The sequence below is a fragment of the Kitasatospora phosalacinea genome (genome assembly GCF_030268885.1).
Classification (GTDB): Bacteria; Actinomycetota; Actinomycetes; order Streptomycetales; family Streptomycetaceae; genus Kitasatospora; species Kitasatospora phosalacinea_C.
This window is the reverse complement of record NZ_BSSA01000035.1, coordinates 60,694-74,830: the sequence shown is the minus strand read 5'-3', so window position 1 is coordinate 74,830 and position 14,137 is coordinate 60,694. Positions and strand designations below refer to the sequence as shown.

At 68.2% G+C, this 14,137-nt stretch carries 16 protein-coding genes and 1 pseudogene; 8 read left to right on the top strand and 9 right to left on the bottom strand.

The window, feature by feature from the left end; genetic code table 11:
* The first annotated feature begins 181 nt into the window (after positions 1-181).
* Together QSK52_RS33910 and QSK52_RS33905 are read left to right on the top strand one after the other, a co-directional pair.
* Entirely contained in the window at positions 182-763 is a 582-nt protein-coding gene (locus QSK52_RS33910; RefSeq protein WP_285740085.1) for a hypothetical protein, read from the top strand.
* Between the two features lie 62 nt (positions 764-825).
* Complete coding sequence (locus tag QSK52_RS33905) at positions 826-1,620, top strand: peptidoglycan-binding domain-containing protein (RefSeq protein ID WP_285740084.1); 795 nt, start codon at positions 826-828, stop codon at positions 1,618-1,620.
* 109 nt (positions 1,621-1,729) lie between these two features.
* Here the strand turns inward: QSK52_RS33905 and QSK52_RS33900 are convergent, their stop codons facing one another.
* The 3 genes from QSK52_RS33900 to QSK52_RS33890 all read right to left on the bottom strand — a co-directional run bounded on the left by QSK52_RS33900 (position 1,730) and on the right by QSK52_RS33890 (position 3,103).
* Positions 1,730-1,921: a hypothetical protein gene (locus QSK52_RS33900; RefSeq protein ID WP_285740083.1), complete on the bottom strand. Its 192-nt coding sequence runs from the start codon at positions 1,919-1,921 to the stop codon at positions 1,730-1,732.
* Positions 1,922-2,085: 164 nt separating this feature from the next.
* Positions 2,086-2,208, bottom strand: coding sequence for a hypothetical protein (locus QSK52_RS33895; RefSeq protein WP_285740082.1), 123 nt, complete (start codon positions 2,206-2,208; stop codon positions 2,086-2,088).
* Between the two features lie 745 nt (positions 2,209-2,953).
* Complete coding sequence (locus tag QSK52_RS33890) at positions 2,954-3,103, bottom strand: hypothetical protein (protein WP_285740081.1); 150 nt, start codon at positions 3,101-3,103, stop codon at positions 2,954-2,956.
* A 25-nt stretch (positions 3,104-3,128) separates the two neighbouring features.
* On the opposite strand from QSK52_RS33890, the gene QSK52_RS33885 reads away from it, so the two are divergent.
* Positions 3,129-3,563: a hypothetical protein gene (locus QSK52_RS33885; protein WP_285740080.1), complete on the top strand. Its 435-nt coding sequence runs from the start codon at positions 3,129-3,131 to the stop codon at positions 3,561-3,563.
* A 75-nt stretch (positions 3,564-3,638) separates the two neighbouring features.
* Here QSK52_RS33885 and QSK52_RS33880 read toward each other — a convergent pair whose 3' ends face one another.
* Entirely contained in the window at positions 3,639-4,187 is a 549-nt protein-coding gene (locus tag QSK52_RS33880) for an RNA polymerase sigma factor (protein ID WP_285740079.1), read from the bottom strand.
* 413 nt (positions 4,188-4,600) lie between these two features.
* Here QSK52_RS33880 and QSK52_RS33875 point away from each other — a divergent pair.
* Positions 4,601-5,050 (top strand): annotated as a pseudogene (locus tag QSK52_RS33875) (transposase); the annotation flags it as partial.
* A gap of 254 nt (positions 5,051-5,304) precedes the next feature.
* Here the strand turns inward: QSK52_RS33875 and QSK52_RS33870 are convergent.
* On the bottom strand, positions 5,305-7,026 hold the full coding sequence (locus QSK52_RS33870) for a hypothetical protein (protein ID WP_285740078.1): 1,722 nt from the start codon (positions 7,024-7,026) through the stop codon (positions 5,305-5,307).
* Positions 7,027-7,189: 163 nt separating this feature from the next.
* Here QSK52_RS33870 and QSK52_RS33865 point away from each other — a divergent pair, with 163 nt between their 5' ends.
* Complete coding sequence (locus QSK52_RS33865; RefSeq protein WP_285740077.1) at positions 7,190-7,408, top strand: hypothetical protein; 219 nt, start codon at positions 7,190-7,192, stop codon at positions 7,406-7,408.
* Between the two features lie 290 nt (positions 7,409-7,698).
* Positions 7,699-7,974, top strand: a complete 276-nt coding sequence (locus QSK52_RS33860) for a helicase associated domain-containing protein (protein WP_285740076.1) — start codon at positions 7,699-7,701, stop codon at positions 7,972-7,974.
* Positions 7,975-8,105: 131 nt separating this feature from the next.
* On the opposite strand, the gene QSK52_RS33855 is transcribed toward QSK52_RS33860, so the two are convergent.
* Positions 8,106-9,611, bottom strand: coding sequence for a hypothetical protein (locus QSK52_RS33855; protein WP_285740075.1), 1,506 nt, complete (start codon positions 9,609-9,611; stop codon positions 8,106-8,108).
* A gap of 357 nt (positions 9,612-9,968) precedes the next feature.
* Between QSK52_RS33855 and QSK52_RS33850 the strand changes: the two genes are divergently transcribed.
* Together QSK52_RS33850 and QSK52_RS33845 are read left to right on the top strand one after the other, a co-directional pair.
* Positions 9,969-10,616 (top strand): hypothetical protein, encoded by a 648-nt coding sequence (locus QSK52_RS33850; RefSeq protein ID WP_285740074.1) that lies wholly within the window; start codon positions 9,969-9,971, stop codon positions 10,614-10,616.
* A gap of 56 nt (positions 10,617-10,672) precedes the next feature.
* Positions 10,673-11,077: a hypothetical protein gene (locus tag QSK52_RS33845; RefSeq protein WP_285740073.1), complete on the top strand. Its 405-nt coding sequence runs from the start codon at positions 10,673-10,675 to the stop codon at positions 11,075-11,077.
* 177 nt (positions 11,078-11,254) lie between these two features.
* Here the strand turns inward: QSK52_RS33845 and QSK52_RS33840 are convergent, their stop codons facing one another.
* From QSK52_RS33840 to QSK52_RS33830, 3 genes are all read right to left on the bottom strand, one after another.
* Positions 11,255-12,169 (bottom strand): nucleotidyl transferase AbiEii/AbiGii toxin family protein, encoded by a 915-nt coding sequence (locus QSK52_RS33840; protein ID WP_285740072.1) that lies wholly within the window; start codon positions 12,167-12,169, stop codon positions 11,255-11,257.
* Positions 12,170-12,254: 85 nt separating this feature from the next.
* Positions 12,255-13,508 carry a type IV toxin-antitoxin system AbiEi family antitoxin domain-containing protein gene (locus tag QSK52_RS33835; protein ID WP_285740071.1) on the bottom strand — a complete coding sequence of 418 codons (1,254 nt, stop codon included), beginning with the start codon at positions 13,506-13,508 and terminating at the stop codon, positions 12,255-12,257.
* Between the two features lie 224 nt (positions 13,509-13,732).
* Complete coding sequence (locus tag QSK52_RS33830; protein WP_285740070.1) at positions 13,733-14,128, bottom strand: hypothetical protein; 396 nt, start codon at positions 14,126-14,128, stop codon at positions 13,733-13,735.
* Positions 14,129-14,137 lie beyond the last annotated feature (9 nt).

Sequence of the window (14,137 nt, the reverse complement as noted above, 5' to 3'; positions counted from 1 at the left end):
GCGGCGGTGGAAGCCGCAGTGGAAGACGAGTGGAATTCTCCACCCTCCGAAGGTCCTTCACTTCCACCTCTGCCCCTGGCGATGCTCGGTTGTGACGGTGCGTCTGACGCACCGCCAACCCCCTCCCCCCTTCGTGTGCGCCCCCGTGCGCCCACTTCCGCACGCCGTCAGGAGCAGCCCGATGCACACCACCCAGCAGCCCACCGCCGCCGCCCCCTTCGCCCAGCAGGTGCCGCCGCGGCCCGCGTACGCGCCGTCCGTCCCGCCGGCCCCCACCCAGCCGCTCGCCGCTCCCGTCGGTGTGCTGGCGCCCTCGGTGTTCCGCACGCGGATCGTACTGGTCCTCGCCTCCGTGCTCGGCCTGGTGCTAGCCACCGCCAAGCTCATGCAGGCCCAAGCCCTGCGCGACTCATTCACCCCCTACCGCGACGCGTGGTTCGCCGGAGCGATCAGCGACCAGGTGCAGGCCGCCCAGGCCGCCGTGGGCTTCGCACAGCTCGCCCTGGTGTGGGCCGCGGTACACGCCGCCGTCGCCGTCACCCTGGCCGCCCGGCTCGACAAGGGCCGCGGACGGCTGCGCACCGCCGTAGTCGTCTTCGGCGCCTGGCAGGCCCTGCTGGGCGTCCTGGGCCTCGCCATCAGCGCGGAGGCCGGCGGCACCGCGGTGGTGCAGTCGCTGACCCTGCTCGCCGCAGGCGCCCTGCTGGCCTACCTCGCCACCCGCCCCGACGCCGTCGCCTACTTCAACCGCCCCCGCCACTGACCACCCCTGACCTTCTCGCCCTCCCTCCCGAACACCCTTACCGAGACAAGGAACCCATGACCATGAACACGACCTCGTACCTGGCCGCAGCGGGCAAGAACCGCTACGTGCGGATGTTCCTGGCGCTGCTCGCCGCGGTGCTGGTCCTCACCGGCCTCGGCGCCGCCAGCCCGGCCCCGGCCGCCTCCGCCGCGGACAAGCCGTCCTCGAAGGCGCAGAAGGACCGCGAGGAGGTGAAGGAGATCCAGCGCCGCCTGGTCGCCCACGGCTACCCGGTCACCGTGGACGGCTCCTACGGGGCGCGCACGATGTACGCCGTCGAGGACTTCCAGCGCGACCACGGCCTGGCGCCGACCGGGCTCGTCCACGACTTCGTCGTGACCGGGTTCGACACCAACACCACCTTCTTCGCCCTGCTGGCCCCGCCCGCGAAGAAGTCCTCGAGCACCCCGGCGAAGCTCACCAACAGCCAGGCCATCTCCCGGCTGCGCGCCGCCGGCGTCGACTGGTCCTCCAGCAACGGCTGCACGGACAAGGACAAGTACGGCTGCACCAGCTTCACGAAGATGCTCGCCCCGACGCTCGACCTGGCCATCGACCTGAAGAACCGCAGCGGCTGCGACGTGACGGTCACCGGCGGCACCGAGGTCGGCCACAGCGACGGCGCCCGCTCCCACGGCACCGGCTACAAGATCGACGTGCGGCCCAACCCCTGCCTCGACAAGTTCATCACCAGCCACCTGTTCCGCGGCAAGGACCGCGGCAGCGACCCGCGGTGGCTGACCCACGACGCCGAGTACGTCCTGGAGCACCCCAAGAAGGGCGCCGTGCACTGGGACATCAAGTACACCCTGTAGCAAGGCCTGCACGGCGAAGCGGCGGGGCCGCCACCAACCGGTGGCGGCCCCGCTGCCTTGCCGTACCGACTCGGCTGAGCAGGCGTCAGCGGCGGGGGCGTCCGCTGCTCTACGGGGTGTCGCCCCGCCAGGTCCAGCGGCCCGCCGGGTCGGGCTCGTAGATCGAGCGGCCGCCCGGGTAGGCGCAGCGCGGGGAGATCAGCGCGGTGCCGGGGTCGGGACCGTCGGTGCGGACGTACGCGGTCTCGCCGTCCATCGGGCCGCCGTGCAACTCGACCTCGGTCCACTCTTGCTGTGCCATGTGCGGCACGGTAGCGGCCGACCGGACGGCTCGCCGGGATCGGGGTAGCCCGGCGGCCAGGGACCCTCGGACGATCTTGGATTTTTGAAACTCGGCACCGGGCCCAGGCTGGGGACCGTGGCAGGATCGGCAGCGGCGCGCACCGCTTAGGTCTTCGCCGCGGTTCAGCTCGCCGCCGGGCCGCCCGCCGGTGCCTGCCGCTGCTGGCGCAGTGCCGGGCCGGTGCAGGAGGCCAGGCGCGGGTCGGCGAGGCCGCGGGCGATGAGGTCCTCGTTGCTCAGGTCCACCTACGGGACGCGCAACAGGGCGCAGGTCTGCTCCAACTCCGCCAGCGTGCCGTCAGGGTGACAGCCTCGTCCTGATTTTCGTCATCGCCCATCCCCGCGACCAGCTAGTGGACCAAAATGGAGTGGTAGCGGCGGCTACTTATTCAGCGACCGATGGTCACATAGAGGTATTTTCCTTCGACCCAACTGCGGGCTCCGTCACCCTTCAATGAGACCCCTTCGTTCGGATCGAAGCCCTCAAGTCGGACTGCGATCTCATTCTCCGAGCAACCCATAGTGACATACTGAAAATAAGGTTCAGCTACTCCCGAGACCTGCGTGTAGGGTCCAGCAAGGAGGTTCCCCGGGAATTCCTTATGTGCTTTCGGTGCGGCGTCCGCGACGTTTGGCCTGGGCGCGCTAATAGCGGATGGGCCAGTTCCAGCATGTCCCGTCACGGAAAGAGTGAGCGCTTGGCAAGTATCACCACGGACAGCGATGACCAAACGGGATCCTGCAATATCGGCAACGCCGAGAATTCTGGATCCCGATGCTGCGGGCAGAGCATCGATCTGTGACTGGAGTTCAGGGTCCACTACAGCCGGTTTCACCGACTGCAGTGCCCATGACCCAGTGGGCGCAGGCTGGGTGCTTTTATGAGAGGAGGGCTGGGCGGTACATGCAGCCGCGAGCGCGGCAGCCGCTAAGGCTGCCGCGCTCGCCCACCGCTTGGGGTGTTGACGCATATGTGGTGTAACTCCCCTGGCTAGGAGTCGTAGTGGTTGTAGCAGTACCCCACAGGACGGTTGACCTGCCCGTACCCCTGGACGTAGTTGAACATGGTGTTGTAGACCTCGAAGGTGTACACATCATAGAGCGGATACGACTCCAGGTAGCCGTACCTCCCAGAAGGCACCGCGTAGGCAGCCGCCTCGGTCTTCGTGACCGTGTCGGTGACGCTGAAACCCACAGTTGCGCTGACCTTGCTGGCGCTGATGGAGACGCTCGAAGTCCAGGCAGTAGCGATGGACCGCATGGTGGTAAGGGTAAGCGTCACAGGGCCCATCCCCGAGATCACGTCGACCCGGTCGGTTCCACACACCTGCCCCGTGTACACGCCGTTCCTGGCCTGGAGCCAGGTTGCGTCCTGCGGCGTGGCGATGCCGGGCGACGACGCGGAGGTTTCAGCGAGGGTGCCGCTGACAGGCGGCACCGCTACCGGCACACGCCGGTCGATCACCAGCTCGTGCCGGCTCTCCTTAACCGCCTTGGTGCTGGTGTTCGCCGGACTGGCCGAGGCCGCTGGCGCGGACAAGACCGCGGCAGCCACTGCTGCCATGAAGAGTACAACTGCTCGGCGCACAATTCCCCCCTGATGCTATATGGGATCGAAGAAGAGGCTCTGACTCCCCGGAGAACGAATAAGACCGGGTAGCGACCTCACTACCTCATCAACTCGATTCGCATCCCTCTCGTATGACAGGGGAGCAAGATTTTTCTCGAATCTTCTGCTGGAGGCGCCTGAGTCCCCTGGCTCGCAGCTGGGAGACGGTGCCGCGGTGGATGCCGAGAAAAGCTGCTGCTTGATCGATAGTCCATCCCTGGAGGTCGACCAGGAAGACCATGCGGGCCTGCCCGCTGCTCAGGAGGGCGAGCAGCCGAGCGGTCTCCCACCACGACTCAAGGAGCACGGTGTCAGACCTCGCTGCACCAGCCAGATCTGTCAGATCAGGCACGCTGACCTCCCGGGAACTGCGGATGTCGTATGCAGTAGTAACCACTGTCCGTAACGCATACGCCAGCGGATTGGGGTGCTCCTCCAACCGGGAGCGCCTGACCAGGAGCTTCTCGCACACCATCTGAACGATGTCTTCCACATCGGACTGCAGAGCGTAGCGGCGCGCCTGTCTGCGGATCTCAGGTACCAGACTGCAGATAAGGCCGTCCGCCTCGCCAGCAACCAGCCGCCGCCCGCCATGCGATCCACCCAACCGCTCCATGACACTCCCATTGACGTCAGCCTCCAGGCCTTGCCGCCGCAAGGCGACCCGTGAAGCCAACACCTACGGCTCCAAAATTTATGAACCTTGAGGGAGATTTGAGCAAAAACCTTTCAAATGAAACAACCCGTTCCGCATGCAGTTAAAATTTCATTGGCGCATGTCACATTTGAGGAAAGCCCTCACGAGAGTCACACCAGTACGTTCAAAAAACTTTCTGCACTTTGACCTCAAAAGCCCCAGCCCAGCACGACAAGGAAATGGTGGATCGCCGACGCATGAACCTGGCGATATCGGCGCACCCGCACTAAGAGGGCGTTAAGTCCCGTTTTTGATGGTTCGGCATCGCTCGATCGTGGGGTCGGCTGCAGTTCCGGGGCGGCTGCCGGATCGAGGGTGGTGGCATGGTGGCCATGGAACGTCGTGCGTATCCGAGTGACCTGACGGATGACCAGTGGACCTTGATCGAGCCCGTGATCACGTCGTGGAAGCAGAGGCGGGTGGCACGGTCGGCGACCGGCGATGCGGGCTCCTGTGATCTGCGCGAGGTCGTGAACGCGCTGTTCTACCAGAACCGGACCGGCTGCCAGTGGCGTTACCTTCCGCACGACTTACCGGCTTGGTCGGCGGTGTTCTACTACTTCACCCTGTGGCGCAAGGACGGCCTGGACCAGCAGATCCAGGAACTGCTGCGCTGCCAGGTGCGAGAGCGGGCCCGCCGATTAGAGGACCCGTCCCTGGTGATCATCGACACCCAGTCGCTGCGGGCGGCTACCGGGGTCCCGAAGGCGACCACGGGACTGGACGCGGCCAAGAAGACCCCCGGCCGCAAGCGCGGCCTGGCCGTAGACGTGCTCGGCATCGGTGGAGGCCTGCTCCACCGCGCCGACCACAACACCATCCCCGCGTGCATCTTCCAGGGCGGCAAGACGTTCACCGGCTCCATGACCATCTGCATCGGCATCCTGGTGGCCCTGGGCCTGCTGTTCTAACCCCCGCCGCACAGACCACCACCACAGGCAGGGGCCGAACGCTCCGGCACCGGTCCGCCTCTACAGGTGGCACCCCGCCAGGTCCAGCCCCCGGTGGTGTCGGGCTCGTGGTGGGTTGCGGGCCGTCAGGCCATGCCGATCAGGTGGGCGATGTCGTGGCCGAGGGTGTGGAACAGGCCGAGGTGGTCGGGGACGAGCAGGCCCGCCAGCAGTCCGAGGGCTTGGAGCGGCGTGGGAGGGCGTACGTGGAACAGGAGCTGGCGCTGCTGGGTGGTGCCGATGAACAGGGAGTCCGAGAAGGGGTCGGACCGGCGGGTCATCCCGCGCTGGGCGACGGTGTGGATCCAGAGTTTGAAGCAGCCCAGGAGCAGGAGGCCGGCGAGTGCGCTGAGGATGATGCTGAGGAGGGAGGCGGGTCCGCGGCGGATCTCGGTGAAGGTGGTGCCGATGACGATCGCCCAGGAGATGCTGATCGCGCCGGCGATAAGCCGGGGCAGGTAGGTGAGTGCGGTGCGGGCGCGCTGGTTTCCGGCGGTGGCGAGGTGCCGCATCCGCTCGGGGAGGGAGGCAGCCTTCTGCCCGGCTGCCGGGGCGCCGGGCTGTTCCTTGAGGGCGATCTGGCCGGTGGGCGGGCTGTTGGGGGTTGTCGGGTTCTCGGGCCGTTCCCGGGGGGTGTCCTGGCTGGTGGGCGGGTTGTCGGGGGTTGCCGGGTTCTCGGGCCGGTGGGGGTTGTCGGGCTCTCGCGGCGGGTTGTCGGGTCCGGTGAGAGGCCGGTAGGCGCTGGTGGGCGGGTTGTCGGGGGTTGCCGTGCCCTCGGGCCGTTCTCGGGGCCGGACGACCTCGCCGATGATCGTGCGGTCGTCGAGGCGGCTGGGGCTCTCGTCGTCGGCCAGGCGCCAGCCGAGCGACTCGCGCAGCCGGTGCAGCTGGTCGTGTTCCTCCTCGAGGATGTGCTGGATCTCGTCGATGGCGCCGCCGACGTTCTGCAGGCCGTCGTCCAGGACGTCGCCCACGCGCTCGGCGGTGCGCTGGGCGGACAGCCCCAGGGCGGCCTTCAGCCTGTCGATCTCGGCCTTGAGACGGATGATCTCCTGGTTGGCCCGCAGGAGCATCTGGCCGGCGAGGTCCTGGCTGTCCTCGGCCTCGTAGCGGGCACGGGCCGTGTCCTCTTCTTCCGCCCGGGCCTCGTCGATCATCACCTCGTAGGTGGTGACCTTGGCCGGGTCGGGGGCCTGGGCGGCCAGGGCCGCGGCGAGTTTCCCCTCCAGCTCGATGATGCGCTGGACGTCCTTCTCGCCCTTGGCCAGGAGCAGGAAGGCGATCATCTCGAGGCGGTGATAGCTGGTCTGAAGCAGCGAGTGCGCCTGGCGCATCCCGTCCATCTTGTCGTACGCCTCGATGAGGAGCTGGCCCGGCGGGCGGCTGTCGGGAGCCTTCAAGGTCGCGGGCACCTCGACTACGGGAGGCCTGGCCCGCCGTTCGGCGCGCTTGCGTTCGCGCAGGGCGCGCTCGGCGGCCGTGACCCTGCTCCACAGCCGCTGGGCTTCCTTGAGCCGCTTGTTCATCGTGGGCCCGTCCGCGGAGCAGTGGTGCACGACGGCGCTGGCGAAGTCCCAGTCGAGGCTGACGGCGGCGAAGCGGTTGTAGACGGTGTCGAGCGAGGGGACCTTGCCGCTGTCGAAGTCGACCGGCTCCAGCTTCGCGTGGAAGTCCTTCACCCTCAGCTCTGAGGAATCCAGCCACTGCCGCAGCATCTGCGCGAGGTCGTTGGCCTCGCTGGTGCGGCCCTTGAACGGCCCCCACGGCGCACCGGGACGTCCCCCGGTGCCTTTCTCGATCTCTCCCACTCAGACCCCCCTTGGCCCGAAATCCCTTGGTTGTCGGGCCCAGCAGCGGGGTTGTCGTGCCGGTGACTGCTTGCCGCTTCGATCTGGATCCGCGCTGATCCACCGTCATACCAGCCGCCCTGTCCGGGGCACAGCAGAAGAGCAGATCGCAGGGAGAACCGTGATGAAGAACAACCCCCGCCGCAACACCAGCCGCCGGCCGGAGGCCAAGCCCCCGACCGGACAGCACCCCCCGACCGGGCCGACGGCCGGGCACCGATCCGAGACCAGGCCGTCGACCGGGCGCCGCCCCAGCCGGCTCGCCCTGGCCATCATCAACGCCGCCGTGCCCACCGCCACCACCGCGATCATCACCTGGGCCCTGTCCCACATCCCCTGGTAGCACACCTCCCACCGCCTGGGTGGGCGCCGTACCCTCCGGCGCCCACCCAGACCAGGGACCGCAGGGCCCCACACTGGCGAACAGAAGCAGGACGCAGCGCGGAACAGCTCGGGCAACTGAAAGCACTCTGCGTGGCCTGGTAGTCCAAGGCTCCGGCGGTCGGGCTGGAAGCCGTATGAGGTGCAGGCGGGAAGCCACTGTCCGACACACTCTCGCACCGGGCGGCGCCCGAACGCCGGTCCCGGACGAGCGGGCAGTGACGCCGTCGCTGATGCTGTGAGCAGCAGGACTTGCTGGCTGCGATCGGCGTCGAGGAGGGCCAGGAGCTGGCTGCCGCGCGGGCGGCGGCTGCGGCGAAGCCGAAGGTGTCGCGTACCGACCGGTTCGCCGCCGGGCTGGCGGCGCTGGCGGCGTTCGTCGAGCGCGAGGGGCACGTCCGGGTGCCGCGCCCGCACAAGGAAGGGGACGTCGCGCTGAGGGCCTGGTTGAACAACCAGAAGGCCCGCCGGAGCAAGCTCGCCCCGGAGCAGCTCGCGCAGTTGGAGGCCCTCGGCGTGGCCTGGTAGGCCCGGACCGGGAAAGCATGGGGTCCTTCCCTCGCGGTACGGTGCTGGGGCCCTGAGAAAGCACTGGAGGCCGCCACCCTGTCAGGTGGCGGCCTTCGGCGTGTGCGGGGCCGGCGGGCGGCGGTTGCGGGTCAGCGGCGCGGTTTGGGGGTGATGCGGGCGTGGAGCAGTGCGGCGCGGGTGAGTTCGGTGCCCTGCTTGTGGTTGTCGTTGAACAGGGTGGTGAGCCCGTCCGGGGCGCTGTTCCAGTAGTCGTTGAGGGTGATGCGGGCGCTGAGGTCGTCGAGGAGGATGTTGACGACGTGGGAGAGCTCGCGGGGGAGTTCTCCTCCTGCGTTGCCCCACCACAGGTGTTCGCCGGGGGTGCAGGGGGCGGGGTGGACGAACCCGTCCGTGGTCGTGATCCAGACGGTGCCGTACAGGACGATGGAGGCCAGCTCGCCGCGGCCGGCTGGCAGGGCCAGGGGGGCGTAGAACAGCCACCGGGCGTGGCTCTCGTCGTCGTCCTTGGTACGGACGACCGGCATGTCGGTCAGGGGGTCGGCGAAGAAGGCGTCGACCGTCTTGCCTTCGGCGAGGGTGGCGTGGCCGGCGGTGGGGTCGCAGAGGGACAGGCGACGGGTCCACCGCTCGACGACCGGGTGGTCGGTCACCGGAAGCTGGGTGAAGCGCCCGAAGGGCAACAGCTTGGGCTGGCGGCCGAGCACGATGTCGAGGGCTTCGACGGCGTCCGGTTCGGTGCTGCGGGTGATCTCCTCCCATCCCTGCCGCAGGAGGGCCTCGTCCTTCACCAGGGGGATGGGGTGGTTGCGGGTGTCGTGCGTCGCTGCGATGACGAGCCGCCCCGGGGTCGCGATGTGGTCGCCGTAGGTCTTGATGTCGTGCACGACGGACTGGACGCGGTCGTTGCGCAGGTCGTCGGCCATGGTGGTCAGCGCAGTCAGGGCGGCCTGGCTGAAGGCGGTGTTCGCCGCGACCCGGCGCAGGGTCTTCTCACGGGGCGTGGCAGGGACCTCGGCGATCACGGCCGGGGTGCCGGGTTGCCAGAGGCTGGTGACCTCGAACCGGCGCAGGTGGTCGGGCCACCAGGGCAGGGGCTGGCCGGTGAGCTTCACAATGCGGGCCCAGCTCGCCTCGTACTCGATGCGGGGCTGGGCGGTGTCGGCGGCGACCAGAGCCGGGCCGGTGACGGGGTTGAGATCGCCGTACAGGGAGCAGACGGTGACGATCTCTCGGTTGTGTTCTTGGGCGAGGTCGGCGGCCATGGCTGCGGCAGCGTGGCTCTCGCTGGTGTGGAGCATGCGGATGACGCCGATGCCGGTGTGCCAGTCGGTGGCCGGTCCGTGCGCGGTGTCTTGGTGGCCGAGGAAGCTGCCTGGCTGGCGCTGGCCGGGCAGTGGGCGCAGCAGTACCGCGCCGCGGTGCTGGAACTCCGGGGTGCGTGCGGCCCACCGGTAGACGTCGTGGGCGTCCCATACGGGCCCGTCGGGCTTCTTGTCGAAGGGGCCGTAGTGGATGTCGGTCTCGGGTGTGGGGAAGTCACCGTGCTGGCGTGGCAACCGCCACATCCCGAAGGAGTTCGTGCCGAGCAGTTCTTGGATCTCCGCTTTGCCGATGTACGTGGTGCGCAGTCCCATGCAGTTACTCCTCCTGCCCGCCGTCAGCGGGGGTCGTCATGCTCCGCACCCTATCGATCACGGTGTGCGACAGGGCGTGGAATGCAACAGTCGACTGCCGATCGCGGTTTGCCGTTGGGGCCGGTGGTATTCGTGGGTCGCCCGATGCTCTGGAAGCGGTCCGGCTCGGCCCGGACGGGGCGGTTTCTCGGTCGGCGCGGTTGCGTTGGGGGCGTGTCAGGAGAGTCCGGGCGTGATCTGCGTGTGGTGGCCGGGAAGTGCCTTTGCGTACTGGCGTGCGAGATTCCGTGGCTGGTGGGTGGAAAGGAATCGGTCCGCGGCTGGCAGCCGGCCGCCATGAGGGAGGGGAAGAGGGGTATGGGCAGGTTCAAGGAGAAGAAGCCGCGTCGGTCGCGGTTCCACATCGACGACCGACCGGTGGACGAGGCGGAGATGATGGCGCACGCCGCCCAGATCAGCGACACCGTCGACGACCACGGGCTGCTGCTGTTCATGGACGACGAGGCGCTGGGCTTCGGCAGGGTCGCCACCGGCGTCGCGGCCGACGGGACGATCGAGACCTCGGACGAGGAGGAGCCGTTCCCAGTGGCCTTGTTCGAGCCGGCCCGGGCCATGATGTCCCAAGCACCCGGCCAGGACCCGCGCGAGATCCAGGTCGAAGGGGCGATCATGTCGGGCCTTCGCCGCCTGCCCCGGGGAATCGCGGACCTGCGTGAGAGCCCCGGCTGGCAACTGCACCGCCTTACGGACGAGCGCCTGGAGCTGCGTTCGCCCGACGGCGGGGTGTACTCGCGCATCACCGTGCCGCTCGACCCGGCCTGGATCTCCTCCGCCCTGCACCACCGCTCCGTGCTGTGTTTGTACGGTCCGCAACTGGGCGTGCGGCTGCCGCCCGACCGACGCCCCGACCAGTACACAGCCGCCGACCGGCTCGCCGAGATCCGTACCGCCCGCGGCCGGGGCCTGGTCGCTGCCGGCTTCGTCGCCTTCCACAACAACCGCTGACCGCACAACCAATGGCGGGTCCGCTGGCACCAGCGGACCCGCCCAAGAGGGGACCCGTGCACGAGAACACCACCCTGGCTGGCGACGCCGACCTCGCCCACCTGGTCGACTTGATCGACATGCTCCCCGGGCCGGAGGCGACGCACTTCTGGGGCGACGAGCCTCTGGCCATCGGGAAGAAGCTCGCCTTCCGGCTCCGCGCGGTGCTCACCGGCCGGGCCCGCGCGACGGACGTGGACTACCTGGCCGTCTACGTCCTGAAGTACCTCGGCCGTGGCAACGGCTACATCACCGAGGAGCAGATCACCAAGAACCTCAAGGGCGCCCACGGCATCCCGGCCGCCGGGTACGCCTGGGTGGAAGACGCCACCCGCACCGCCTGGATCTTGGTCAACCGCTACAGCCTCCCGAACTGGCGCGGACCGCGCACCGCTCCCGGCCGGGCCTGGCTCGAAGGCTGAGCGACGAAGGGCCCGCCAGGCTTCCCCGCCTGGCGGGCCCTCCCGCCATTGGCAGTCCCTCAACGGGTGGCCCCGTCACCTGCAAGGCCGGATGGAGAAACGGCACCAATTTCTCCTCGGCCCGGCCAGACGAACGCGCCGTACTCCGCCGGGGTGCAGGCTTGGATCGGGCGAGGTTCAGGACCAGGTGCCGGTCAGCGGGTCCCAGGATCCGCATGGCGGTTCCTCTGCGAACAGCGGGTCGAGGAACGCTTTCGCGTGCGGGGTGGCGCTGGGGATGTCCTGGCAGCCCTTGAGGCCGATGACGAGGGCTGCTGCCTGAGGGTAGCCCTCGATCCAGCCTTGATCGGGCAGCGTGAATGTGGCGGGGAGAGTGACAGTGGAGCCCTTGGCTGTCCTCAGGTCAGCTTCATGGCGCAGAGCGCTATGGGTTGTGGGGCCGTCGAGGGTCTCGTTCTGGGCGAGCAGGAGCAGGTCTGCGAGGTCGCGGTGCCGGTTGGAGGAGCCGGAAATGTGCGCTTCGTACATGGCGCAGATCTTGTCAACGACGTGGTCGACGACGGGGTAGAGCATCGCTTGTGGCCATTCGACTGGCCATTCCAATGCGACGAGGGGGGCGAGGACGCGTGGTTCGGGCGTGCCGGTGGTGGTGCGGCCGACGACGATGTCGACCTTTACCGAGTGGACCTTAGTCGTGCCCAGGTAGACATCCAAGGGGAGCTCGGCGCCCTTGGTCGGGTCGCCGTGGAGCTTGGCGGGGCGGGGAACGAAGCGCAGGTGGTCGTCGAGCTGGTGGCCGGCTGCTTTGACGATCGCGGCAACCGCCTCGTCTACCGAGAGGTCCGGGGATGTGGTTTGGAGATCGAGGTCGCGGCTGAGTCGGGCAAAGCCTTCATAGCGGACCAAGAGGGCCTGTCCGCCTTTGATCAACCATCCGCTGGGGTCGACGGTGAAGACCCGGGCAGCCAGGCGGCTGAAGTAGAAGACCGACATCAACTCTGCGATGTTGAGGCCGTGCTCCTTCGCTGCCTTGCGAGCGGCCTGGTTCAACGCCGCTCGGAAGGCGCCTGGACTGGCATATGTCTTGCCCACTCGCTGCTCCGTCGTTAGTTCCTCCGTAGGAGCTTAGAGCGTTGGCGGTGTCATCGGGCTCGGTGTTCAGAGGGTTGAGCGGTCGTCAGTTCGACTGGTCTTCGGCTTCGTTCTCTCCCTTGCGCTGGGGTCGCCGGGTTGGCGCCGACGGCAGCGCGGGGGGCAACGGATCTGCTGTGCCTGTTGTTGGTCGGTCTTGCGCGGCCGCGCGTACTTCTGCACGGAGCATGCGGTCCGGTGTCACAGCAGCTGGGAACGAGCTGGCGCGCAGTTGCTCAGCCACGGGTGCGAACATGCGCGCGATCGCTGCGTTCGCTTCCTCGTTATTGGCGCGCAGCTGCTCAGCCACGGGCACGAGCATGCGCGCGATCGCCGCCTGCATTTCGGCGGCCGGCATGGCCATGCGCGCGATCGCCGCGTTCGCCTCGTCGTTACTGGCGCGCAGCTGCTCAGCCACGGACACGACCATGCGCGCGATCGCCGCGTTCGCTTCCTCGTTAAGAGGTGCGAGCATCCGGGCAAGCTGAGCCTGGCGGCCGGCCAGGCTGCTGTCCAGGAGCTTTCGCACCGCCGGGGAGAGCGTGGGGGTCGACTCGATGACCGCGGGCAGGTTCAGGCGGCGGACCGTGTCGGCTGCCCCGTAGGTGTAGGCGGCGGCGGCAGCCCGCTTCGCGTCGTCCTCGCGCAGTTGGGTACCGGCTTGGGCGACGAGGTGGTCGATCAGGAAGCTTCCGTCTGTCGAGGGGGTCAGTCCGTAGAACTTTGCGAAGGGCTGAACGCGGTCGGCCAGGACGTCAACGGAGATGAGACCGCGGTGATCGGCATCGGCGATGACCCCGCCGATGTGGCCGGCATCAATGTGTGCGCGCAGCAAGTCCACGATGGTGCGTTCGGGTGTGGTGACCGGAAGTCCGTCAACCAGGGTGATGTCGGCTGGGTCGAGTTGGGCGACTGGCAGGCGCACATCGGGTTCGCGGGTGACTCGGCGGCGCGGGACGGTGATCTCCACCTGGCCGGCCGGGATGTCACCGAGTTCGTGGAGCAGGCACGCGGAGGCGTGGGAGATCACCCCCGAGTCTGGGTCTGCAGCCTCGCGCTGCCAGGCCAGCTTCTCAGGAGCCAGACGCAGCCAGGCCACCTTGATCTCGAGGTGGGTGGGGTAGCCGGCGGCGGGGACAAGGTAGACACCTCGACCGACGCGTTCGAGCAGGCTGGCTTCGGTGAGGCGCATGAGCTGGACGCCGTTCACGCCCTGGGCTGCGGCTTGTTTGGTGGTGACCAGGCCCCATTGGTCGGCGGCGATCCCACCGATGATCACCATCTGCTCAGACCGGTCCATGCATCAATACTTACATAGGTTCGCAGCATTCATTACGCCTTGGATGTAACGATCGCTGCTCTGGGTTGGTGAATCATGTAATGAATGTTGCAGAGCCCTGCATCATCAAAAAGAGGAGGCCAGGAGGTGAGGTCGATGACGCGCACCGGCTGGCCCTTCCAACGGGCTGGGTCGGCGGTGGCGACGGCGGCGCCCTGCGCATTTTGGGGCACTGGTGGCAGCAGCTAGAGGGAGCCAGGTGCCGGTACGGGCAGGTCGTGGGCGCGGACGGTGGTGAGCCGGGTCCCATGGGCGGCGAGTTCGGCAACGACGCGGTCCCAGTCCGTCGCGCAGCGCGCGAGTGTGGAGCGGTTGACGGTGATGACCCCGGCGAGGGCGCCGCTGGCCGCGAGCCGGACGACTTCCCGCCAGCCCTCGCGCTCCGCATCTGCGGTGTGCACTGGGTCGGGGTCGGTGATGACGCGGGTGAGGGTCCAGCCTTCTGCACTGGCCCGCAGGCGACACCAGCGCAGGGCGAGGTCGGCGGAGGTGACGTCGAGGTCGGCGTCCAGGTAGGCGACAGCGGCGCGGGCGGCGGGAGGCGGGGTCTTTCCGGTGGCGGGCTGGAAGTCGTCGGTCATGGTGCTGCT

What these genes read in the sequence shown, in the direction of transcription:
- QSK52_RS33910 (WP_285740085.1), top strand. Translation starts at nt 182, where the DNA reads ATGCACACCACCCAGCAGCCCACCGCCGCCGCCCCCTTCGCCCAGCAG.
- QSK52_RS33905 (WP_285740084.1), top strand. Translation starts at nt 826, where the DNA reads ATGAACACGACCTCGTACCTGGCCGCAGCGGGCAAGAACCGCTACGTG.
- QSK52_RS33900 (WP_285740083.1), bottom strand. Translation starts at nt 1,921, where the DNA reads ATGGCACAGCAAGAGTGGACCGAGGTCGAGTTGCACGGCGGCCCGATG.
- QSK52_RS33880 (WP_285740079.1), bottom strand. Translation starts at nt 4,187, where the DNA reads ATGGAGCGGTTGGGTGGATCGCATGGCGGGCGGCGGCTGGTTGCTGGC.
- QSK52_RS33865 (WP_285740077.1), top strand. Translation starts at nt 7,190, where the DNA reads ATGAAGAACAACCCCCGCCGCAACACCAGCCGCCGGCCGGAGGCCAAG.
- QSK52_RS33855 (WP_285740075.1), bottom strand. Translation starts at nt 9,611, where the DNA reads ATGGGACTGCGCACCACGTACATCGGCAAAGCGGAGATCCAAGAACTG.
- QSK52_RS33850 (WP_285740074.1), top strand. Translation starts at nt 9,969, where the DNA reads ATGGGCAGGTTCAAGGAGAAGAAGCCGCGTCGGTCGCGGTTCCACATC.
- QSK52_RS33835 (WP_285740071.1), bottom strand. Translation starts at nt 13,508, where the DNA reads ATGGACCGGTCTGAGCAGATGGTGATCATCGGTGGGATCGCCGCCGAC.
- QSK52_RS33830 (WP_285740070.1), bottom strand. Translation starts at nt 14,128, where the DNA reads ATGACCGACGACTTCCAGCCCGCCACCGGAAAGACCCCGCCTCCCGCC.